Annotated in this window: 15 protein-coding genes and 1 pseudogene; 13 read left to right on the top strand and 3 right to left on the bottom strand. The window is 44.2% G+C overall.

Annotated elements, in window-relative coordinates; all coding sequences use genetic code 11:
* Window positions 1-98: 98 nt before the first annotated feature.
* A complete protein-coding gene (locus tag Xsto_RS17950; protein WP_099125936.1) occupies window positions 99-1,418 on the bottom strand; it encodes a Tc toxin subunit A in 1,320 nt (439 codons plus the stop codon).
* A 750-nt stretch (window positions 1,419-2,168) separates the two neighbouring features.
* Here Xsto_RS17950 and Xsto_RS17945 point away from each other — a divergent pair.
* The 12 genes from Xsto_RS17945 (at window position 2,169) to Xsto_RS17890 (ending at window position 18,778) form a co-directional block, all read left to right on the top strand.
* Entirely contained in the window at window positions 2,169-5,117 is a 2,949-nt protein-coding gene (locus Xsto_RS17945; protein WP_099125935.1) for an RHS repeat-associated core domain-containing protein, read from the top strand.
* A gap of 153 nt (window positions 5,118-5,270) precedes the next feature.
* Complete coding sequence (locus Xsto_RS17940; protein WP_099125934.1) at window positions 5,271-5,522, top strand: hypothetical protein; 252 nt, start codon at window positions 5,271-5,273, stop codon at window positions 5,520-5,522.
* Between the two features lie 314 nt (window positions 5,523-5,836).
* Window positions 5,837-8,023, top strand: a complete 2,187-nt coding sequence (locus Xsto_RS17935) for a thiamine pyrophosphate-dependent enzyme (protein ID WP_099125933.1) — start codon at window positions 5,837-5,839, stop codon at window positions 8,021-8,023.
* A gap of 33 nt (window positions 8,024-8,056) precedes the next feature.
* Window positions 8,057-9,721, top strand: a complete 1,665-nt coding sequence (locus Xsto_RS17930; RefSeq protein WP_244590439.1) for an indolepyruvate oxidoreductase subunit beta family protein — start codon at window positions 8,057-8,059, stop codon at window positions 9,719-9,721.
* Window positions 9,708-10,133, top strand: coding sequence for an acyl-CoA thioesterase (locus tag Xsto_RS17925; RefSeq protein ID WP_099110820.1), 426 nt, complete (start codon window positions 9,708-9,710; stop codon window positions 10,131-10,133). Before Xsto_RS17930 ends, Xsto_RS17925 begins: the two co-directional genes overlap by 14 nt.
* 54 nt (window positions 10,134-10,187) lie before the next feature.
* Window positions 10,188-12,521, top strand: coding sequence for a bifunctional salicylyl-CoA 5-hydroxylase/oxidoreductase (locus Xsto_RS17920; RefSeq protein ID WP_244590438.1), 2,334 nt, complete (start codon window positions 10,188-10,190; stop codon window positions 12,519-12,521).
* Between the two features lie 52 nt (window positions 12,522-12,573).
* Window positions 12,574-13,737, top strand: coding sequence for a cupin domain-containing protein (locus tag Xsto_RS17915; RefSeq protein WP_099125932.1), 1,164 nt, complete (start codon window positions 12,574-12,576; stop codon window positions 13,735-13,737).
* Between the two features lies 1 nt (window position 13,738).
* A complete protein-coding gene (locus tag Xsto_RS17910) occupies window positions 13,739-14,650 on the top strand; it encodes a fumarylacetoacetate hydrolase family protein (protein WP_099121967.1) in 912 nt (303 codons plus the stop codon).
* Window positions 14,651-14,670: 20 nt separating this feature from the next.
* Window positions 14,671-15,699, top strand: coding sequence for a carbon-nitrogen hydrolase family protein (locus Xsto_RS17905; RefSeq protein WP_099125931.1), 1,029 nt, complete (start codon window positions 14,671-14,673; stop codon window positions 15,697-15,699).
* Entirely contained in the window at window positions 15,696-16,442 is a 747-nt protein-coding gene (locus Xsto_RS17900) for a maleate cis-trans isomerase family protein (protein WP_099125930.1), read from the top strand. The genes Xsto_RS17905 and Xsto_RS17900 overlap by 4 nt, the downstream gene beginning before the upstream one ends.
* Before the next feature lie 220 nt (window positions 16,443-16,662).
* The gene (locus Xsto_RS17895; protein WP_099125929.1) at window positions 16,663-18,084 is read left to right on the top strand and encodes an aminotransferase-like domain-containing protein; all 1,422 of its coding nucleotides are present in this window, start codon (window positions 16,663-16,665) and stop codon (window positions 18,082-18,084) included.
* Window positions 18,085-18,211: 127 nt separating this feature from the next.
* On the top strand, window positions 18,212-18,778 hold the full coding sequence (locus Xsto_RS17890; RefSeq protein WP_228865096.1) for a HutD/Ves family protein: 567 nt from the start codon (window positions 18,212-18,214) through the stop codon (window positions 18,776-18,778).
* Window positions 18,779-18,881: 103 nt separating this feature from the next.
* Here the strand turns inward: Xsto_RS17890 and Xsto_RS17885 are convergent, their stop codons facing one another.
* Both Xsto_RS17885 and Xsto_RS17880 read right to left on the bottom strand, forming a co-directional pair.
* The gene (locus Xsto_RS17885) at window positions 18,882-20,027 is read right to left on the bottom strand and encodes a hypothetical protein (RefSeq protein WP_099121962.1); all 1,146 of its coding nucleotides are present in this window, start codon (window positions 20,025-20,027) and stop codon (window positions 18,882-18,884) included.
* Window positions 20,028-20,564: 537 nt separating this feature from the next.
* Window positions 20,565-21,680, bottom strand: a complete 1,116-nt coding sequence (locus Xsto_RS17880; RefSeq protein ID WP_099121961.1) for a hypothetical protein — start codon at window positions 21,678-21,680, stop codon at window positions 20,565-20,567.
* A gap of 597 nt (window positions 21,681-22,277) precedes the next feature.
* Here Xsto_RS17880 and Xsto_RS17875 point away from each other — a divergent pair.
* A pseudogene (locus tag Xsto_RS17875) lies at window positions 22,278-23,557 on the top strand (hypothetical protein); the annotation flags it as partial.

Here is a 23,557-nt window from a genome sequence, read left to right as displayed (position 1 = left end):
GGTACGAAACAATGTCTATTTCCCGGATGCCAAAACGTTCCGTAAAACCCTTCATCATTTTTTTCATGTCACCTTACCCGAAAAAGGACAGGAATTAGCTACCCGGCTGACCGATAATTTCCAAACTTTAATTCCTGCATCTTCAAGTTAATTGCATATATATTGAGTGAACCAAGATTTCCTATTTCATTTTTATATAGTCCAATACTTGGTTTATAAGCATTCATTGGCTTCTTAAGCGAGCATGCCAATTTATATAAATTGCCTCCTTGAGGAAATAGTTTAATGATGTTTTCCTGATGATAATCCTGTAAATTAAGAGATGTTATATATTCTTTAGGAAACAATTTTTCAGGTGCTATGTGTGTTCTAGTAATCTCATAATGACAGATGGAATTATTTTTATCTTTTACAGATATAGTGAGTTTATTATCAATATATTGTTTTTTCTGTTCAACCTCCTTGTTTAAACGGGTAACAAGTTCAATTTCTTTAAATTGCTCTATTTCCTCGTCACTAAACTTAAATTCTTTGTTATTAAACTTAATTGATAGTCTTTTTAAATGGTCTGGAGTGACTGCCATTTCTGGTAAAATATCACCAAAATACCTCTTATAAAGTTCTTCGGCATTCTCTTCGGTAACATTTTCAGGAAGTTCCTTTTTTAGGTTTTCAAACGCGGCTGGAGAAATAGTATTCTGCATTGCCAGTAAAGAAGCGGGTGGAACTAATTTAGCCACAGCTGGGGATGCAGTAAGCTGTTTCAGCCCAGGATCGTGTAAATTTATCGCTTGGCGAACAGTTTCATAAGCATCATGATAAGGAACGATATCTGTAGTCTGCGTAGCAGCAATTTTTTGCATTACAGAGGATTTATTTTCTAATTTCCATTTTGTCTTAAGGCCTGCCAACAATACTTCATTGGACAGTGACAAAGTAGAAATTTCTTTATCCATATTCTGCTGGCTTAATGCCAACGCCTTTAAATCAGGGCGACGTTTATCCAGATGATAAGGGGAATCTTCAGCATGTAAATTCCGTGCTTCGCGATAAAGCTCAGTCAAATAGGCCGCAGGTGAAAACATTGATGCGACAGAACCCGGAGCAACAAATTGATTAGCTCGGTCACCGAATTCATTTTTATAGCTATATTGAACAGCATCAGAATTATTCATCGCCAAATGAATGGCATTCTGTAATTGTGGGTTGGCACGAGAAAGTAATTTGGCTTCATACAAGCGCTGACTTTTTTGATCTTCTAATGCATTGTCATATAAAGCACGGGTTTCTGACCAAGAGAGATGTTCACGGACTTCCTGACGGAATTGTTCAAATGAGCGCTGACAAATATCTGAAGAACAATAAAATCCACATTTATTTCTTAAAGCCTCTGGAATTTTTGCGTGAAACTTATTCATTTTTGTTTCCTTTAAATATAGGGGGGCTTATCGTATTTCTGTAATGGAAATACAATATGAAAGACAGGGTTTAAATACTAAAAAAGGAGTATTTAAATCCTGTTAATGGTGATGTGAATATGCAAAAGATATAATTTTTATTAGAGAGGAACTATAACAAAGGATTATTGAATTATGCAAATTTATATCATGATTGCTAATTTTAAATATGAGAATACTTATTATTTAATTTTTTAATTAACGATTTTATATCTTCAATTGATCTTTATTGTTATTTTTTAGACGTTCATTAATCAGTTGTATTTCATTTTTGTTAATGTTTTTGCTTTTATTCCCTTTCTCTTAGTGTGCCTTTTGAATGAATATTCGTCTTCATCGTTATTAACGAATCTCTATTAATGAAATAAACGCCATAAAAGATCTTTATTCTCACTATTGATTTTTAATTATCTATTTAATTCAATTTCAAAGGATGTATCCTAATAAAGGGTATGTTTCTATACAATCTTGTTTAATTATTCGTTAAAAATTAATGCAATTGCTTATTTCGATGTACTCTACTGAATAAAGTTCCAGCGGTGATATTATGGGATATACCCTAATCATCATTAATGAGATTAGGGTGTTATTGATAGAATATAAAAACATCAGCTGGGATGCCTATTTCTTATAATGCGTAATGCCGAAAACAATACTGAGAGTAAAAACTCTCATTTATCGGATTAATACCTCAACAATAAGGAGCCAATCATGAGCACATCGCTGTTCAGTAAAACCCCTATGGTTACGGTTCGGGATAATCGCGGGCAGACTGTGCGCGAAATCGCGTATCACCGCCATCCCTACACACCGACGGTGGTAGATACACGTATCACTCACCATCACTATGATGCACGGGGTGCTTTGACGCAGAGCGCCGACCCGCGCCTGAATGACACCGGACGGGTGAATTTTACATATCTGACTGATCTGGCCGGCAATGTGCTGCGTACCCAGAGCGCTGATGCTGGTATCTCGGTGACCCTTAATGATGCCGCCGGGAGGCCGTTTTTAGCCGTAACCGGCATCGAAACAAATAAAGAGGGCGGGGATGACAAAAGCCGGGCCATCACTCGCTCCTGGTTGTATGAAGGCAGCGCTCTACCGGGGCGTTTGCTGGGCATCACTGAACAGGTCTCCAGTAAGGAGATTCAGTTTACGGAGAGATTCGTGTATGCAGACAATAGTCAGGATAAAAAAAATCTGAATCTGGTTGGTCAGTGTATCAGTCATTATGACACGGCAGGTTTGGTGCAGATGAATAGCATTGCCCTGTGTGGTGCTCCGCTTTCTGTCAGCCGCCGTTTGCGGCAAGATGCAGACAAAGCTGAAACGACTGTTAACTGGCAGGGAGAAAAAGCTTCTGTCTGGAACACCCTACTGGAAGAAAAGTCTTACAACACGCTGACCACAGTGGATGCCACAGGCGCAGAGCTGACTACCACAGACGCAGCAGGTAATTGCCAGCGTGTGGCCTACAATGTGGTTGGTCTGCTGAAAGGTAGCTGGCTAACGCTGAAGAAGAAAAAGGGGCAGGCTAAGGAACAGGTTATTGTGAAGTCACTGACTTACTCTGCTGCCGGCCAGAAGCTGAGCGAAGAACACGGTAACGGGGTGGTGACTACATATACTTATGAACCGGAAACGCAGCGCCTGATAGGAATAAAAACAGAGCGTCCGACTGGGCATACTATCGGGGCTAAGGTCTTGCAAGATCTGCGTTATACATATGATCCTGTCGGAAATGTGCTGAGCATCAAGAATGATGCGGAAGCAACACGGTACTGGCGAAATCAAGAAGTGGTGCCGGAAAATACCTACACTTATGACAGTCTGTATCAGTTGGTCTCGGCAACGGGATGCGAAATGGCAGGAACGGCCGCACAGGGAACAAAACGCCCTGATAGTATCCCCTTAGCTTCAGATAACGCCTATACCAATTATACCCGCCATTACCACTATGATCGGGGTGGCAATCTGACACAGATACGCCATTGTGCACCAGCCAGCAACAACTGTTATACCACCAATTTTACCGTCTCAAACCGCAGTAACCGGAGCGTACTCAATACACTGACAAAAGAGATTAGCGAAGTTGATGCATTATTTGATGGTAGTGGGCATCAAAAACAAATGCAGCCGGGTCAGCATCTGGTGTGGACACCGCGTGGTGAGCTACAGAAAGTGATGCTGGTCACCCGTAAGGGTGGGAAAAATGATAGCGAAAACTATCGCTATGATGCGGGTAGCCAGCGTGTTCTGAAGGTTAACACACAGCAGATGGAAGCGATCACGCAGAAGCAGCGAGTGATATATCTGCCGGGGCTTGAACTGCGCACGACGACACATGGTAAAACGGAAAAAGAGAAACTGCATGTTATTACCGTGAGAAATGCGGGTCGATCACAAGTGCGAGTACTGCACTGGGAGAAAGGAAAACCGTCAGAAATCAACATTAATGATCAGGTTCGCTACAACTACGATAACCTTATTGGCAGCAGCGGTTTGGAAGTAGACAGCAGTGGTAACGTGATCAGTCAGGAAGAATACTATCCGTATGGAGGCACAGCAGTCTGGGCGACCCGCAACCAGACAGAGGCGGATTACAAAATCCGCCGGTACTCAGGTAAAGAACGGGATGCAACGGGGTTGTACTACTACGGATACCGGTATTATCAGCCGTGGGCGGGTCGCTGGCTCTCAGCAGACCCCGCGGGAACGGTGGATGGCCTGAATTTGTTCAGGATGGTAAGAAATAATCCGATTGGACTATCTGATCCAACAGGATGTAACTCCATAAACCATAGCAAATTACCTGCCAATACAAAGTTATCTCAGATAGCTATGTTGGGTAGCCATGATGCAGGAACTTACGCCTACAGTAGAGCAAGAAATGGAGCATCTTCATTAGGTGCATTATTTACCCGTGCATTTAAAACTCAAAACTTGAGTCTGAAAAAGCAAGCAGAAGCGGGAGCCAGATATTTTGATATTCGTGTAGCGCAGAATAAAAATGGTTCATTTAGCTTTTTTCATGGCCCTAGTATCGCGGGAGGCAATGCCACATCTGATGTCAGGGAATTGTTAGATTACGCAGCAGGTGATAAAAATAATTTTTATCTAATGAAATTTGTATTCAAAGGAAAGAAGAAAGCGGTGTCAGATATGTTTTTAGGGGGTGTAATTCAAAATTATGATGATCATCTTATTAATCATGAAGATACACGGAGTTTGGGAAACGCAACGGTTGACTTACTCAGCCAAGGAAAAAATATCGGGATCATGGTTCATGGCAATGCCAGAACTGAATCAGAGTTGTGGTCTTACAAAGAACAAGTTCACACAAAGTGGGCTAATCGTGCAAACGTAAACGGCACGGTTCAATTCCTCAGCCAGTTTCACGCAGACTCAGCGCCAGAAAATAAACTTAATGTTATACAGACAAATATTCCTGTTGCTTCCCCTGCCCGTAAGCAATTGACTTTAGGAGTAAAAAGCTATCTATCCAGAGTCAAGAATACTTTGGCCAATGGTATTAATAGACTGCCGCATGCGGGAATAATCAGTGCAGACTACATAGGGAGTAAACATAGCGCAACGGAAGGATTTATGCGAACAATTGAACGGCATAATCACAATTTAATGACGCAACACGCATAAAGTCAGAAAATAATAAAAATTCAGTTAAGTAAAAACTAATGACATAGCAGAAGGTTTTGCCACTTCCTCCTAAATCGGGGGGACGTGGTAGACTAATTTCAAAGCGATATTCACACATCAATTATCAGGTAATTGGCATAAAAAAGATCAAATATGGATATATCGTTACATAAAAACACTCCGACAGTCACAGTGTTGGATTGTCGTGGGTTAACTATTCGGGAATTGGCTTACCATCGCCATCCCGATACACCTGAATCAACGGCTACCGGCGGTAGTATCGATCAGGTCGCGGAGATGGGAACATTCGTCACCTTGCATGCGGGCAACAATGACATCAAATTCTCCATTACAGTCCCGATGGACAATATTGTGGGAGTTGATACACCAATACGGCGGCCATAGTAGTGACTGTATTTCGTGATTGAAAATTGAAAGATGAAGCGTATATCCATTCTTTGCATGACCTATCCGGCTACTGCATAAATAACCATTGCATGATAGTTCATGTATTGATCATTAATTCATATTCTCCATACTCCTACTACATATACCCGTCTTTCTAGTTGCCTGAACTTATTTATTGGTTTCACTTAAGTCACCCCCAATTACCGTTTTTATAAATATACAGCTATCTACCGGGAAGTTATTCCCCTGTTGCCGCGATGTAATTCGAAACCCAGTGACATTAAAAAATTTGCATAAAATGCGAGGTGGACATGGCAGAACGATCCTTCGTTAAGGAAGTGGAAAAATTAAGATTGAAGCAGGGCGAAGTTTTCAGCGGAGAAGGCATACTCGCTGTCACAAAAGCGCTGCTGGAATCAGGTGTTGCCTATGTTGCTGGTTATCAGGGAGCACCCATTTCTCATTTGATGGATGTTCTGGCTGACGCACAGGATATCCTCGCTGAATATGGTATTCGTTTTGAAAACAGCGCCAGTGAAGCCACTGCCGCTGCCACATTGTCTGCCTCAGTTAACTATCCATTACGTGGTGCTGTGACATTCAAGGCAACAGTAGGCACAAATGTTGCCTCTGATGCACTGGCAAATCTGGCATCAGGTGGTGTTTTAGGGGGCGCCTTGATCATAGTGGGTGAAGATTATGGTGAGGGTTCCTCAATTATGCAGGAACGCAGCCACGCATTTGCAATGAAATCACAGATTTGGTTGCTTGATCCACGCCCTAATCTGCCATCGATTGTGCAAGCGGTGAAGATGGGTTTTGAGTTGTCGGAAGCCAGCCATACACCGGTTATGTTGCAGATGCGTATTCGTGCCTGCCATGTACATGGCAAGTTTGTCTGTGCTGATAATCAGTTACCGATGTTCAGGGTTGAAGATGCTCTGGAAAACCCGACCCGTGATCTCAACCGGATTGTTCTACCTCCTTCTAGTTTTTTACATGAAAAAGAGAAAACTCAGGAACGCTGGCCTGCCGCCGTGCGCTTTATTCAGCAGCATGCGTTGAATGAGTTCTTTGCTGAGGGTGCGGATGATATAGGCATTGCCTTACAGGGAGGGTCTTATAACACCGTGATCCGAGCGTTGAATTTACTGGGGCTGGCGGATGTATTTGGTGAAAGTTTTATTCCACTGTATGTGATGAATGTAGCTTACCCATTAATTGATGAGGAGTTTACACGTTTTTGTCACGGTAAACGGGCAATTCTGGTACTGGAAGAGGGGCAACCTAATTTTGTCGAACAGAATATCGCCAGTATCCTGCATCAGCACGATATTTCGGTTCGGTTACACGGTAAGGATCTACTGCCAATGGCGGGAGAATATGATACAGCCACAGTATTGGCAGGAATTCGTGCTTTTCTGGAGCGTTATGACCGGATTGAGGCCAAAGTGCCGGCTGCTGCCTGTCAGGTACAAATTCCATCAGTGACTTTACCGGATGGAGAAACGGAAGGCACGGCTGTGAGAAATGAAATATCAGGCAATGCGGTTCATGCCCGCCCTCCCGGTTTTTGTACCGGTTGCCCGGAGCGCCCGATTTTTACTGCGATGAAACTGTTAGAACGGGAATTAGGGCAGCATCATATTAGTGCGGATATTGGCTGCCATCTGTTTGCTATTCTGCCGCCATTTAATCTGGGCAATACCACAATGGGGTATGGATTAGGCACAGCCAGCACTTCAGCACTGAATGCATCAGCCTCAGATAAACGGGCAATTTCCGTGATGGGGGATGGCGGGTTCTGGCATAACGGTTTGACGAGCGGTATTGCCAATAGTGTTTTTAACCGCAGCGATAACCTGACCATCATTGTGGATAACAGCTATACCTCTGCTACTGGCGGGCAGGATATTCCATCTTCAACAGCCTTTAATACCAGTCGTAGCACGGGGCATGGCATCGAAAAAGCCGTTAAAGGGGTCGGGGTGAAATGGATACGCACAATCAGGCGTACCTATGATCTCAAACGCATGATCAAAACTTTAAGGGAGGCTCTGACAACCAAAGAACAGGGCCCGAAAGTCGTGGTTGCGCAAAGTGAATGTATGCTGAATAAACAGCGCCGGATAAAAAAAGAAAACAAAGTAATGCTGGCAGCAGGGCAGAGAGTGGTACATGAGCGTTTTGGCGTTGACCCTGATACCTGCACAGGCGATCACTCCTGTATTCGCTTGTCCGGCTGTCCTTCCCTTTCCATTAAGACAAACCCTGATCCGTTACGTACTGATCCTGTAGTCACTGTATTGAACAGTTGTGTGGGATGTGGGCTGTGCGGAGAAATTTCCCATGCAGCGGTGCTATGTCCCTCTTTTTTCAAGGCCAGAATTGTGACTAATCCCTCCCGTTGGGAGCGGCTGCTGTACCGTATTCGCAAACGTTTCATCCATTATCTGCAACGCCGGGATATAAGGCGTCGTGAACAAGATAAGGTTTAACAAACTGTCGCTGTCATCCCTGAGGGGGAAACCATGTTGGTATCACCATCCATGAATTCGTTGATGATGAAAATGAAAACCCAGCCAATCAAAATTGCTATTCTGGCAATGGGAGGTGAGGGAGGTGGTGTGCTGGCTGACTGGATTGTCAGTCTGGCCGAAGCATACGGCTACTTTGCACAGACGACCTCAGTACCCGGTGTCGCGCAACGGACGGGAGCCACAATATATTACGTTGAACTGTTCCCCGGCGCTGACGATCCCGATGCACCGGCTCCGGTACTGGCATTAATGCCGACAGCCGGTGATGTGGATATTGTGCTGGCCTCTGAATTAATGGAAGCCGGACGTGCAGTTCAGCGCGGTTTTGTGACTCCGGATCGTACAACGCTGATCGCCTCAACGCATCGGGCTTTCACTATGCAAGAAAAATCAGCAATGGGTGATGGACGGGTGGATAGCCGTCGGTTAATCCGACAGTCACAGCAGGCCGCCCGCTGCTTTATCCATTTTGATATGGCACAGATGGCGGAAAAGTGTGGCAGCGTCATGAGTTCTGTCCTGTTTGGAGCACTCTGTGGCACAGGTATCCTGCCATTCAGCAGTATTCAGTTTGAGCAGGCGATTATCAGGGGCGGAGTCGGGATAAAGCCCAGTTTACAGGCATTTGGTCTGGGACTGAGCCGGACACAGGCAGCCCTTTCCGGTGGGCAATCTGCTGGCTGTAATCCTCCTTCCGGGCACAGTGATTCGGCACATAAAAACGATGCCAGACATGACATTTTTGTTAAACATAGCAGTTCGAACAATGGCCATTCCATTAATAACAAGCCCATTAATCATAATGATGTGAACGCGCTTTTATCGCGTATTGAGGAAAATCTACCGTCCTGTATCCATAAAATCACGCTCAAAGCTGTCAGGCGGTTGATAGATTATCAGGATCCGGAATATGCCAGTTTATATCTTGACCGGCTGCAACATTTGGTCAGTCAGGTTGGACAGAGTAACCAACAGTTACTGCGTGAAGCGGCCCGTCATCTGGCACTCTGGATGACTTACGAAGACATCATCCGGGTGGCGGATCTGAAAACCCGTGCCAGCCGTTTCAAACGGGTTCATCAGGATGTACGGGCAAACAGGTATCAACTCGTCGAAATTAATGAGTTTCTGCACCCCAGAACAGAAGAAATCTGCGACACCTTACCGGCCGGTTTTGGCCGCTGGTTATCCCGTCCTCACACTATAAACCGGATACTGACAACGCTGTTCAGTCGCGGTTACGTCATTAAGACCAGCTCAATATGGGGATATTTACTGCTTTACATGCTGGCGGGTTTACGTCGGATACGCCGCTGTACCCTGCGTTTTCAACGTGAAACAACAGGAATTGACAACTGGCTACGACGCATCGTGGCAGCAGCAAAACATGATCCGGTACTGGCTGTAGAAGTTGTGAAGTGTCAGCAATTGCTGAAGGGATATGGTGATACGCACTCCCGTGGCCTGAAAAATTTTCAGACTTTGATGAACTTTGTCGATTGCCATCGGAAAAAGCTGTCGGCACACAATCTGAGACAATTACGTGAAGCCGCACTGGCCGATGAGGATGGCCGTCAATTGCATGAATATCAGCAGTATCTTGAAGCTAACATCCTGAAAAAGAACGGAGGAGGAGTCAGTAATGAGCCTGCATAAATTTGTACAGTCTCACAAAATTCGGTTTTCTGAATGTGATCCGGCGGGAATTGTTTTTTATCCCCAATATTTTGTGATGTTCAACAACTTGCTGGAAGATTGGTTCGATGAGCTAACGCCAGAAGGATATGCCGCTTACATTGCTAAGCACCGTTTTGGCTTACCCACAGTACATCTGGAAGCGGAGTTTAAGGCGATCAGTAGAATGGGCGATAAAGTCTGGCTGGAACTGAATGTTGAAGAGATTGGTAAAAAATCACTTAAGCTACGCCAGCGCTGTTTCAGTCAGGAAGGCGAATTAAGAATGAGTGCGATTCAGACTTATGTCACGACCTCACTCGATACGCATCAGGCAATACCCATACCCGATGAATTTTATTATCCATTAATTAACCAGCCATTAATTATCTAACCAATCATTCACCCAATAACCCGTGCCCCTAAGAGGTGTGACAGGAGAACCAGCATGAACAAAAAAAATATGAACATCGTGTGTATTGGCGGCGGGCCAGCGGGTTTATATTTCGGTTTGCTGATGAAGTTACAAAATCCTGATAACCGTGTTGTCGTGATTGAGCGCAATCGCCCCTATGATACTTTTGGTTGGGGAGTCGTATTTTCAGATGCCACACTGGAAAACCTGAGTAAGGCTGATCCGGTCTCTGCGAAATCTATTAGTGCAGCATTCAGCCGCTGGGAAAATATCGATATCCACTTCAAAGGAACCGTAAACCGCAGCGGTGGTCATGGCTTTATTGGGATTGGCCGTAAAAAATTACTGAATATTCTTCAGGATCGCTGTCAGGAATTGGGAGTAGAGCTGGTATTTGAGACGCAGGTTCAGGATGAGCAAGTAGTATCCTGCCAATACCATGCTGATTTGCTGATTGCATCCGATGGGATCAACAGCCAAATCCGTAACCGTCATGCTGAAAATTTCTGGCCTGATATTGAACAGCGCCATTGTCGGTTTGTCTGGCTGGGAACCCATCGGGTATTTGATGCTTTTACCTTTCTGTTTGCTGAAACAGAACATGGCTGGTTTCAGGCTCATGCTTACCAGTTTCAGGAAGGGCTATCCACATTCATTGTTGAAACAACGGAAGATACGTGGCTGGCAGCAGGGATTGACAAAATGTCGCAGGAGGAGGGCATTGCGTATTGTGAAAATATCTTTGCCCAATGGCTGGATGGACATGGCCTGATCTCCAATGCTACCCATTTACGCGGGGCTGCAATTTGGATACGTTTTCCCCGGATCCTCTGTAATCACTGGGTACACTGGATCAAACCAGAAGGTGATAATGGTAAAAATGTACCGATTGTATTGATGGGTGATGCGGCCCATACCGCGCATTTTTCCATTGGTTCCGGTACCAAACTGGCATTGGAGGATGCCATTGAACTCGCCAACAGCCTGAAAGCCAATAAGGGGAATTTATCGGCAGGGCTGGCTCATTACCAGAAAGTACGCAGCGTGGAAGTGCTGAAAATCCAGAATGCGGCGCGTAATTCCACCGAATGGTTTGAAAATGTGGCCCGTTATGAAGATTTTCCGCCAGAGCAGTTTGCCTATTCTTTACTCACTCGCTCGCAGCGTATTTCCCATGAAAATCTGAGGTTGCGGGATAAATCGTGGCTGGAAAACTATGAATATTGGTTTAATCGGCAGCCTGACCAATCTTCCCCGCTGATCCCGCCCATACTGACGCCTTATCAGATTCGGGGGATTAGGCTGAAAAACAGAGTCGTGGTTTCGCCAACACTGCTGTACAAGGCGGTAGAGGGTATTCCGGGAACATTCCATCAGATTCATCTTGGCAGCAGAGCTTTGGGAGGCGCAGGTTTAGTCATTGCCGAAATGACTGCGATTTCGCCACAGGCGCGGGTAACGCCAGCCTGCCCCGGTTTGTGGAATGAGCAACAAGTGCAGGGATGGAAAACTATCACCGATTTTATCCATCAGAATACGGATGCACGGATAGGCATTCAACTGGGGCACTCAGGAAGGCGAGGCTCTACTCAACGGGGCTGGGAACAGGTTAATCATCCTTTGCCGGAAGGAAACTGGCCGCTGGTTTCTGCTTCATCCATGCCTTATTTGCATGGCATTTCACAGGTGCCGACTGCGGTGACTCAGAAACAAATGAGTGAAATTATTTCGCAATTTGTTGAAGCAACTCACCGTGCTATCACCGCTGGTTTTGACTGGCTGGAAATTCAGGCAGCTCACGGTTATCTGCTTTCCAGTTTTATTTCGCCTGTCACCAATCTGCGTGACGATGAATATGGGGGTTCGCTGAAAAACAGACTGCGTTTCCCATTAGCGGTTTTGCGCGCTGTTCGTCGTGTCTGGCCGGCTGATTTGCCGATATCCGTACGTATTTCTGCCACTGACTGGATAAAGGGAGGCACTACCGTTGATGAAGCTGTCATCATCGCTCGTACTCTCTATGAGGAGGGTGCTGATATGGTGGACTGTTCAACCGGGGAAGTTTCCGCTGAACAACAACCCGTTTACGGACGGATGTATCAGACGCCGATGGCTGATCGTATCCGTAATGAAGGTAATGTGCCCGTTATTGCCGTGGGGGCGATTACCGATGCCGATCAGATTAACAGCATTATCGCTTCCGGGCGGGCAGATCTGTGTGCCTTATCCCGCCCATTTTTATCCGATGCCGCATGGTTGCTGCATGAATGTGCCAGATATGGATGGACAGACATTAATTGGCCGGAACCGTACCTTTACGGAAAAGAGCAGCTGGAACGCCAGCTTGCCCAGAAAAGTATCCTCTGAAGCTCAGACCGACTTTCAAATGATAGCTATTTATCTGTATAGGAGATACCTAATGTCTCAACAAGAAAATGTGCAGGAATATGAGCAGAATAGGCAAGAAAGCCACGATCAGTACAGAGAAGATATACTCGGGCGCGCCAATGTCGCCGATAGCCCTGAATTGCTGGCATATTACAAAGAGCTGGCAAAATATCACACCGGGGCACTCTGGACAATCGCCAACAAAATAGAGCCGTGGCAACCTCAATCCACTTCCGTTCCGGTACTCTGGCGTTATCGTGACTTACGTGAACATGTCCTTAAATCCGCTGAACTAGTGACTCCGGAAAAAGCCGGTCGTCGGGTCGTCTATCTGGAGAACCCCGGTAAATCCGGTGAAGGGCCTGCTGTTGGTTTACTTTATTCCGGGCTTCAGACTATGCAACCGGGAGAGTCTGCTTCGGCCCATGTTCATTCTTCTTCGGCTCTGCGTTTTATCATGGAAGGAAGTGGTGCCTATACGATTGTTGATGGTCAGAAAATGTTGCTGGAAGCGAATGATTTTGTGCTGACACCCAATGGAACCTGGCATGAGCACGGGGTTGAGCCTGATGGTTCTCCGTGTATCTGGCAGGATGGGCTCGATATGCCTTTGGTGAATACTCTGGAAGCCGGGTTTTATAAGGTTCACCCTGATCTGCGTCAGGCTGTGACTGAACCGGTGGATTCCTCGGTGGCGCTGTGGGGCGCTCCTGCTTTGCGCCCACAAAATGTGGGCTGGGATAAACCCTATTCCCCATTACTCAGATATCAATGGAAGCCAACTTACGCCGCTCTGCAACGTTATGCCAGCATATCACGGGGATCACCGTTTGATGACATCTTGATGTACTACACCAATCCTCTGACTGGCGGGCATGTTATGCCGACTCTGGGAGCCAGTATGCAGCTGTTGCGCCCCGGATTTATTGGTAAGGCTCATCGGCATACCGGCAGTTTCATCTATCAGGTCGCCAAAGGAACGGGATATTCTATTATTGATGGTCAGAGATTCGACTGGCAGGAGCGGGATATCTTTTGTGTACCTTCATGGAAATATCATGAGCATGCAAATGCATCACAAACCGAAGATGCCTGCCTGTTTTGTTTCAGCGACTTGCCGGTGATGCAGGCATTACAGCTGTATTATGAAGAAGCCCTGAATGAGAATCACGGGCATCAGCGAGTGGGAGAATAAAATGCGTTTAATTACTTATCGTACCGAGATAACGGCTGAGGCTCGATTGGGGGCGATAGTTAATAATAATGTCGTTGATCTGGCAAAACTGGCGGCTCATAGTGGCAGCTCATTACCGGATAATATGCTGGATTTTATTGAACTGGGGCCACTCGCCATCAGTAGCACTGCAATGTTGCTGAATTCATTTGACGGATTATGGCCGGTTGGTGTCATCCGGCCACTGGAAAATGTCAAAATTCTTGCTCCTATTCCCCGTCCGCGTAAAAACATTTTCGGCATTGGCCTGAATTATGTTGAGCATGTTGAAGAATCCAGCCGTTCGCTGGATACGGCAAAAGATCTGCCCAAAGAACCGGTTATCTTCTCCAAACCTCCTTCTACGGTGATTGGGCCGGGGGATGCCATCGAGCATAACAGTGAAATTACCCGGCAACTGGATTGGGAAGTGGAATTAGCCGTTATCATCGGAACACGGGCCAAAGGCGTATCGGAAGCTGATGCCCTGAAATATGTTTTCGGTTATAGCCTGATTATTGATATGAGTGCTCGTGACTGCCGTCGTGCCGGGCAGTGGATCTATTCTAAGGGGCAGGATACTTATGCTCCTTTTGGCCCCTGTATTGTGACGGCCGATGAAATCCCCGACCCGCATGATCTCGCATTGAGCCTGAAAGTTAACGGGGTAACCAAACAGGATTCCAATACCCGCCATATGTTATTCAAGGTCGATGCCCTGATCGCTGATATCAGTAAAGGTATTGTGCTGGAGCCGGGCGACATTATTGCCACGGGAACACCGTCAGGCGTAGGGGCAGGGCGTAACCCGCAAGAGTGGTTATGGCCGGGGGATGTTATTGAAGCTCATCTTGAGAAAATCGGGGACTTGCGTCATCCCGTCATCGCCGTATAAACCTCATACAGGAATCTGACATGCTGACTCTTCCTAAATTCAAGGCAGCTGCGATACAGGCTGCTCCCATCTTTCTGGATACGGAAGCCACGGTTGATCTCGTTTGCCGGCTGATTCATGAGGCAGCGAATAACGGAGCCAGTCTGGTGGCTTTTCCTGAAGTTTTTATTGCCGGTTATCCCTACTGGAACTGGATCATGAACCCTGTGCAAGGTAGTCCGTGGTTTGAAAAGCTGTGCAAATCGGCCATTGAAGTACCGGGTGCTGAGATCCTCAAAGTGGCACAGGCCGCAGCTCGTCATCACATCAATGTTGTTGTTGGCATCAATGAACGCAATCCCAATGGTGTTGCGACAATTTATAACACTCTGGTGACCATTTCAGACGAAGGAAAGATTTTGGGACGGCATCGTAAACTGGTACCGACATGGGCAGAAAAACTGACATGGGCGAATGGTGATGCTTCTTCATTAACCGTACATAACACCAGTGTTGGCCCATTGGGCGTGCTGGCCTGTGGTGAGAATACCAACCCACTGGCGCGTTTTACTTTGCTATCACAGGGGGAGCTGGTGCATGTCGCCAGTTACATTTCCCTGCCTGTCGCTCTGCCGGATTATGATATGGCAGAAGCCATTCGTTTACGGGCCGCCGCGCATTGCTTTGAAGGCAAAGTTTTTACTATTGTTTCCTGTTCCACTATATCGCCGGAAATTGTGCAGGCTATGACTGCCAACCACCCTGAAGCAAAACATCTGCTGGCCCGTCGTAATAGCGCGTTTACGGGAATTATCGGACCGGATGGGCGTGTGATTGGCTCTCCTCTGATTGATAAAGGAGGGATTGTTTATGCGGAAATTGACTTGAATCGTTGTATTCAGCCTCGACAAATGCATGATATTACAGGGCATTATAATCGTTTTGATATTTTCGATCTGGCCGTCAGCCGACGAGCCATGAATGCAGTCAGATTTACTGATGAACCTGAACAGACTGATTTTAATCCAGTTGTTGATGGGGTTAATCCTATGCGGGAGGATATTCCATGAGTGAGCAGCGTCGTTTTCGGGTAGGGCTGATTGTACCCTCCTCAAATACCACGATGGAAACAGAGATCCCGGCGATTTTACGTGCCCGTGAAACGGTAGCGCCTGAGCATTTTACCTTCCATTCCAGTCGTATGAGAATGAAAACAGTCAGCAAAGATGAACTGGCGGCAATGGATGCAGACAGTGATCGCTGCGCACTGGAACTGTCGGATGCTTCAGTGGATGTGTTGGGATATGCCTGTCTGGTGGCAATCATGAGTATGGGCAAAGGATACCACCGGATTTCTGAAAAACGCTTACATTTGAGGACATCAGAAAACGGATATCCGGCACCGGTAATCACAAGTGCCGGTGCATTGGTGGATGGGCTTCATGCTTTAGGGGCAAAACGGGTCTCAATACTGACTCCCTATATGAAACCGTTAACACAGTTGGTTATCGACTACATCGAAAATGAAGGCATTGAAGTCATTGACAGTATTTCGCTGGAAATTGCGAATAATCTGGCGGTCGGGCGTCAGGATCCGCTGGCACCCGCGGAAATAACAAAAAGGCTGAACAGCAATGTGGATGTGATTGTTGCTTCTGCTTGTGTACAAATGCCTTCACTGGCCTCAGTGCCTGTAATCGAAGCCCGTATGGACTTACCTGTAATTTCAGCTTCTGTAGCGACAGCCTATATGCTTCTGAAGCAGCTTAGACTGAATACCTGCGTACCGGGTTTTGGATCATTGTTATCCTGAAAACTGTTTTCTGACATGAAAATAATCCCTGAGAAAAATGAGCACGGACTATTGGTATAGGCAACATCCCGTTGTTGAAAGAGCTGTTGCAAGAATTGAGTATAACTATGTAACCGGGGTGAGCGAGCGTCGCCAACAAAGAGGCAACTTGAAAGACGAAGTGTATAATAGTGGTAATGCTCTGTTAATGACCTATAACACTCTAAGGAAGACCCGGTATATGACACGCTACGAGCAACTGGCAGTGACAATCCGCCAACAGATAGAAGATAATATCTGGCTGGTGGGGGATAGGCTACCCTCCTTACGGGAATCGGTAAAATCGTCAGGATTGAGTCTGATGACAGTATTGCAGGCCTATCAATTACTGGAAAGTCAGGGCTGGATAGTAGCACGCCCACAGTCAGGCTATTATGTCGCTCCCCGGATAAAGCCGTTTGCCGCTGCAAAAGGGGGAAAAAGGCTGAATTTGAGCGAAAATGTAGAGATAAGCGCCTCAATTTTTGATGTTTTACAGGCATGTAAAGACCCCAGAATCATACCTTTTGGCTCTGCCTTTCCCGACCCATCCTTGCTGGTGGAGCCCAAATTAGCCAAGACATTAGCATCTGTCGCCCGTCGTTTTGCCCCCCATAGTTCACTGGTGAACTTACCTCCGGGAAATGAACAGTTGCGCCGCAATATTTCCCGTCGTTATGCTTCACAGGGTATGCATGTTTCTCCTGATGAAATTGTGATCACTGCAGGCGCAATGGAATCTTTAAGTTTCAGCCTTCAGTCTGTCACTTCTCCCGGCGACTGGGTAGTGATTGAATCACCGGCTTTTTATGGTGCGCTACAGGCCATTGAACGTTTGCGCCTGAAAGCAATTGCCATCAAAACGGATCCGAAAACCGGGATTGATTTAGATGTACTGGAAGAAGTGGCAGGAAAATACCCGATAAAAGCCTGTTGGTTGATGTCCCGCTTCCAGAACCCGCTTTGCGTCAGTATGCCGGCAGAAAACAAACAACGGCTGGTGGAAATTCTGAATGAAAATGAAATTGTTCTAATTGAAGATGATGTTTATGGCGAACTCTATTTTGATCAGAACTCGCCAATGCCGGTCAAGGCATGGGATAAAGAAAATAATTTCATGCATTGTTCATCTTTTTCAAAATGTCTTGCTCCCGGATACCGGGTTGGCTGGGTAGCGGCAGGAAAACATGCCCTGAAAATTCAGCAACTCCAGATGACAAGTACTGTTTCAGCCAGTATACCGACTCAACTGGCGATTGCTGAATACTTGTCTCAGGGAGGATATGATAACCATATACGACGGCTACGGCGTCAACTGGAGCAAAGGCAGATTCAGATGCTACGGGCGGTGAGTGAATATTTTCCCGATTCCGTCAAAGTGAATAGTACACGGGGCGGGTATTTTATCTGGCTGGAATTTGAACCGCCTTTCAATGCCAGGCGGCTGTATCAGCTGGCGCTGGCCAAAAATATCAGTATTGCGCCCGGCAGTATGTTTTCTACCAGTTCTCAGTTTGATCATGCTTTCCGTCTGAATACTTCGTTTGCATGGAACGAAACTCAGGCTGCTGCTATGAAAACATTAGGAAGTTTGTGCCGTATGTTGTTAAAGGAATACGGGTAATCAGTCACATTTTAACTGTTTTTCTATTGCGACATATAAAATTCTTTGAGAAGTTTACAATTCGACATAAATTGCCTCTTTAGGTGTAAATAAAATATAAAAGCAGTGGAAAAATAGGAGCATGAGAATGAAGTGTTTCGATTATACAGAGTTACCAAGAGAGCAATGGGTTGGGGGCATCGGGGAAGTAAGAGATATTGTTTGTTGGCCGAATGCTGATGATTTTGCCTGGCGTGCCTGCTTCACATCTATCCATAAAAATGGGGTATTGGGGCACTTCCCGGGGATTGATCGTTCAATTGTATTATTAAAAGGTAAGGGGCTTCGTTTAACCAGTCCAGGGTTCCTTGAGCATGAACTGGTACAAAAAATAGCTCCCTTCCATTTTTCCGGTAATACTCCGGGTAATGCTGAACTATTGGATGGTTCTGTTCAGTGTTTCAATATCATGACCCGTAATTCTGAGTGGGTTTCTGAAATTTCTTTTGTGACTGATGAGCGCAAATTACCAACATCTCACAGCGGTGTGCTTTATGTCCTGAAAGGGCGTTGGGAAATAACGGGCACAAACAATGTGCAGCTGGCTTTTGGGCAAGGTGCATGGTGGTTGCCTGATGATATACGCGAAGGTGCGATTAAGCCGTTAGTCACTGATAGCCAGTTATTATGGGTGGATTTACATCCGGCTGAATAAACTCAGCAAAGAATCAACTGGAAAGTCTACTTAATTAAAAACCTGTGACCTGCTTTATTTCAGGCCACAGGTTGTGTGATATACACTTCATGCCAAAACATGACTATGGTTTCCAATCTTTCAGATAAAAATTCTGATAATCTTCCATTTCGATTTCTATTTGATGAGATTGATTACCATACTCATCAATAAATTTAAATTTGGGTTTGTTATTGGAAAAATTTTCCCAAAAATCCTCTGCTGGTGACTGAAAGTATAGCCTACTTATAGAAATGGTATCGTTGTTTGGTGTCGTCAGGATCTCGACTTCCGGAGTGGCTATATAAGTTTTTGAGTCATAGAAATCGGGTCGGCTATATTTTTTTTCTCTAGTTTGATTCCCTGCCTTTCTCTTTTCTATTTTTTCTGTGCCCCATAAAAAGCAGAGATGGAGATTTTGAGATTCTGTACGGTGAGTGAAACCGTGGTAATCATTATCATTGACTTCGGTATCATTATAGGTGTCAGCAATCTCAACACTCTTCACCTTAAATCCGCCAACTTCTGGTTTAGGTCTGACATAATAATTGTATTGTTCCCAATTATAATGCTCCGTATGCCGCTCAATTTCAGTGTCATACTCTTTTGTAATTACAGTAGCATCGTATAGACCTGTGTTGGTTTTTTCAGGCGGTGGTATTATAAGATTATCGGCATGATAAATTATGGACTGATGACTAATAATAGCAACGCATCTTTTATCATTTGAATTGTAATTTATAAAACGACTTTTATCTGTTGAATATGTTTTTCCATCAATTGTAATTTTTGCTGCTATTCTGATTTGGTCAACTTTTGTTGTTGTAACCCAATACGTTTTTTTTTGATTATATATAGAATCTTCATTTAACGTATGGGATATTGTTTCTCTATATGATAAATTAAATTCTTTCTCTTTTTTAGTCATCACATTCCCTGAAGGAAATGTATGGTTGTAATGATTTTCAATATCACTGTATGACCACCATTTTGGTAGTTCTTTATCGTCATTGTAGTTAATTAGTTTAATCAAATTCAATTGTTCTTTAGATAAGGGAGTTATATTGCCCTCTTCATCCTTTGCTTGTATTCTAATATAAACACCTGCTTGCATATTCCCGTTGGCATATATATTTGCTTGTTCGCCACCTACAATTAAGTGGATTTCAAAAATTGGCAAGTCAGTTATTTTGTTTTTTGTGATGCTATTGTATTTATGTGAGTTTGTCATTTCGTTTCCTCCTGAAAATAAAAATTAAATTTTTCATGTAATAATATTTTTTAAGTAGACTCTTGTTTTTGATATTTATTTTTGTTGCTTTGTTTTTTTAATTATAAAATAACGTCTATTTATAGGGGTGAAAGGTGTTTTAATTAAAAATCAAATGTTGGGTTTGTATAAAATTATATTTTGTAAAATTAATTATTAAATTATCATAGTGCAATGCTTGAAATTATTTAAAATAAATCATTCAGTGTTTTGTAATCACGTACTTTACGAGAACGATTATTTAAACGGTTTGCCACCAAGTTAACCTTTAGATCCGGCACCTTACTAATATAGAAATAAAGCGTTGTGTAAAATCGGTTTCTTTTAAACTAATAGTCTGATATTTTTCTATTTCTGTCAGTTATATATAAATCATAGCGTACTCGCCTTTAGTGAGAAAGGTGTCTACTATAGTAACTGACCGACTTTCTTAGAAATCACACTTCTTAGAGGAATCCAAGATTTTATAATATTTTTCTAACTTTAAGAAAAAGTAGATTAATATTTCCAATCCTCTAGATAAAAGCTCTGATAATCTTCCATTTCGATTTTTATTTGATTAGATTGATTACCATACTCATCAATAAATTTAAATTTGGGTTTGTTATTGGAAAAATCTTCCCAGAAACCCTCTTCTGGTGACTGAAAGTATAGCCTACTTATAGAAATGGTATCGTTGTTTGGTGTCGTCAGGATCTCGACTTCCGGAGTGGCTATATAAGTTTTTGAGTCATAGAAGTCGGGTCGACTATATTTTTTTTCTCTAGTTTGATTCCCTGCCTTTCTCTTTTCTATTTTTTCTGTGCCCCATAAAAAGCAGAGATGGAGATTTTGAGATTCTGTACGGTGAGTGAAACCGTGGTAATCATTATCATTAACTTCGGTATCATTATAGGTGTCAGCAATCTCAACACTCTTCACCTTAAATCCGCCAACGTCTGGTTTGGGTCTGACATAATAATTGTATTGTTCCCAATTATAATGCTCTGTATGCCGCTCAATTTCAGTGTCATACTCTTTTGTAATTACAGTAACGTCGTATATACCAGAATTGGTTTTTTCAGACGGTGGTATCATAAGATTTCTGGCATGGTAAACAATGGGGCTGTAGCCATTAATATCGGCGGATGAATCAAAATAACCTTGATTCGTTGCATATGTTATTCCATCAAGTGTAATTTGTGCTGCTATTTTGATTGGGGCAACTTCTGTTGTTGTAATCCAATATGATTTTTTTTGAATGTCAGGATCATTATCTAATTTATCATCTTTTATACTTTTATATGATGAAGAAAAGTCTTTATCATCAGGAGTAGAGTAAGGAGGGCGAAACGTATGATTATAATCATTTTCAACAGAGCTATATGACCATTTCCCCACTAATTTTTCACTGGTCACGTAGTTAATTAATTCGATGCTATTTAGTTGTTCATCAGATAGATGAATAATGTGTCCACCTGCGGAATTTGCTTTGATATTGATTCTAACACCTGCTTGCATATTGCCATTGGCATATATAGTGTCATTTTGATGGCCAGAGGATAATTCTATGCTAAATTCCATTAAGTTCTTTATTTCTTCACTTGGATTGTTATTTTTTTGTTGTGGTTTCATTTTGGTTTCCTCGTTCAAGAAAAAATAAAAAATGAGTTTTGTGCCTATGGAGAATTTTTAACTGTCTATAATAAAAATTAAATTATGTTTGCAATGTTTGTTCTACTTAATTTATTTGAAATTACAACTAATGACTTTAAGAATTGAAAGTATATTTTGAGTATAGCTAGTATTCTGAAAAGGGTAGGGTATTGAAGAGAAAAATTTAAAAAACATTTTAATTACATATTAATATTTCATGGGTGACTTATTTGTATTTTCTAAATGTATTTTTAATAACAAGGGAATAAGATATTTTTAATATATAAATGAATTCTCTTTGAGTTTTTTATTTCTCATTTGGTTTTAATATTATGGAAATTATTTGATTTTATACTAACGTTAATTATGTGAATTTAATGAGTTGATGGGTGCTTTGTCAATTTTTTGTGGATTTAACTTTGGCAATTTTATTGTTTAAAATATTTAACTAAATACATCGTATATAAACTTCTTGTGATTTTAATAATTATTAAAAATGGCTATTTAACATCGGGATATAACAATATTGAAATTCTGAATATTAAAAATATAAAAAATTAAATAAGGTTACTTAATATGAGCACAGACTTTTTTTCTCAGGCCTCGAATTTTCAGAGCACGGCCGCAGGCCGTGTCGATCCGCGCACGGGCCTGTTTAATTATGTGATGCCGGTAGCGCACCTTATCGGCAATAACCAACTGGGGCCGGAGTTGACGCTGGCGCTGGCATACAGCCCGCTGAATTCAGCGGATATCGGTTTTGGCATCGGTTTTTCCCTCGGGCTGACCCACTACGACAGTGAGACAAAAATGCTGCAGCTCTCCACCGGCGAGCGCTATCAAGTGGATGAAACGGATAAAAACGTCACTTTACTCCAATACAAACAGGATGTGGTGCGGTTTGAAAAAAACGTCGATGAGGATACGTATCAGGTGATCCATAAATCCGGCCAGGTGGAGATCCTCTCCGGGCCCAAAAATGCCTTTAACCTGAAAGTCCCGGTGAAGATCCTGAATCCGCTGGGGTACAGCCTGCAGCTGGCGTGGGATTATACCGCCGGTGCCGTGCCCCACCTGACGGGGATTTACGATCTGGATAAAAAACACCGGGCGCTGTTGACCGTCAGGACAATACCGGGGGTGGCGACCCGGCTGACCGTCTGGCCCGGCATGTCGGAAAGGTATGAAATTGAAGTGGCGCTGCATAACGGCCGGGTGAGTACCATCACGAACCTGACGGCCGGGCAGACGTTGATCTGGTCACTGGGCTATGACCTGCACTGCCAGTTTTTAAACCGGGTGACGGCCCCGACCGGTTTGCTGGAGGCGGTGACGTATACACAGGACGGCCACCATTTTCCGGCTAAGGGGCCGGCGGCCGCCTTGCCGTATGTGACCCGCTACAGCCAGTCATCCGGTCTGGAGAACGCCAGTGTCCACACGTATACCTATACAAAGAATAACTTTCTCGGCAGCGGAACCGGGGGCGACTGGAGCCGCAATCAGGATTACCTCTACGGGGTGCTGTCCGATTATCAGTACGGCTCCATCGAACGCTGGGACAACGGGCAGGCGGTCCGGGAGATTACCCGGCGCTACAATAATTACCATTTGCTGGTTTCAGAAACGGTACAGCAGAACAACTGCATACGTCAGCATGAAACGGAGTATTACGCCCAAATCGGGGCGGAGTTTGCGCAACAGCCGCCCCAGTTTCAGCTGCCCAAATCGGCCACGGTTCGCTTTATTGCCGGCAACGGCCAACGGGAGGAGGTGACCCGGACGGAGTTTGATGCGGCCGGCAACCCCACCCTGCAGATTGCCCCGGACGGGACCCGCACGGAGTGGGTTTATTA

This window comes from Xenorhabdus stockiae (assembly GCF_002632825.1).
Taxonomy (GTDB): domain Bacteria; phylum Pseudomonadota; class Gammaproteobacteria; order Enterobacterales; family Enterobacteriaceae; genus Xenorhabdus; species Xenorhabdus stockiae.
Note: the sequence above shows the minus strand (reverse complement) of the source record. Positions and strands in the feature narration are given on the sequence as shown.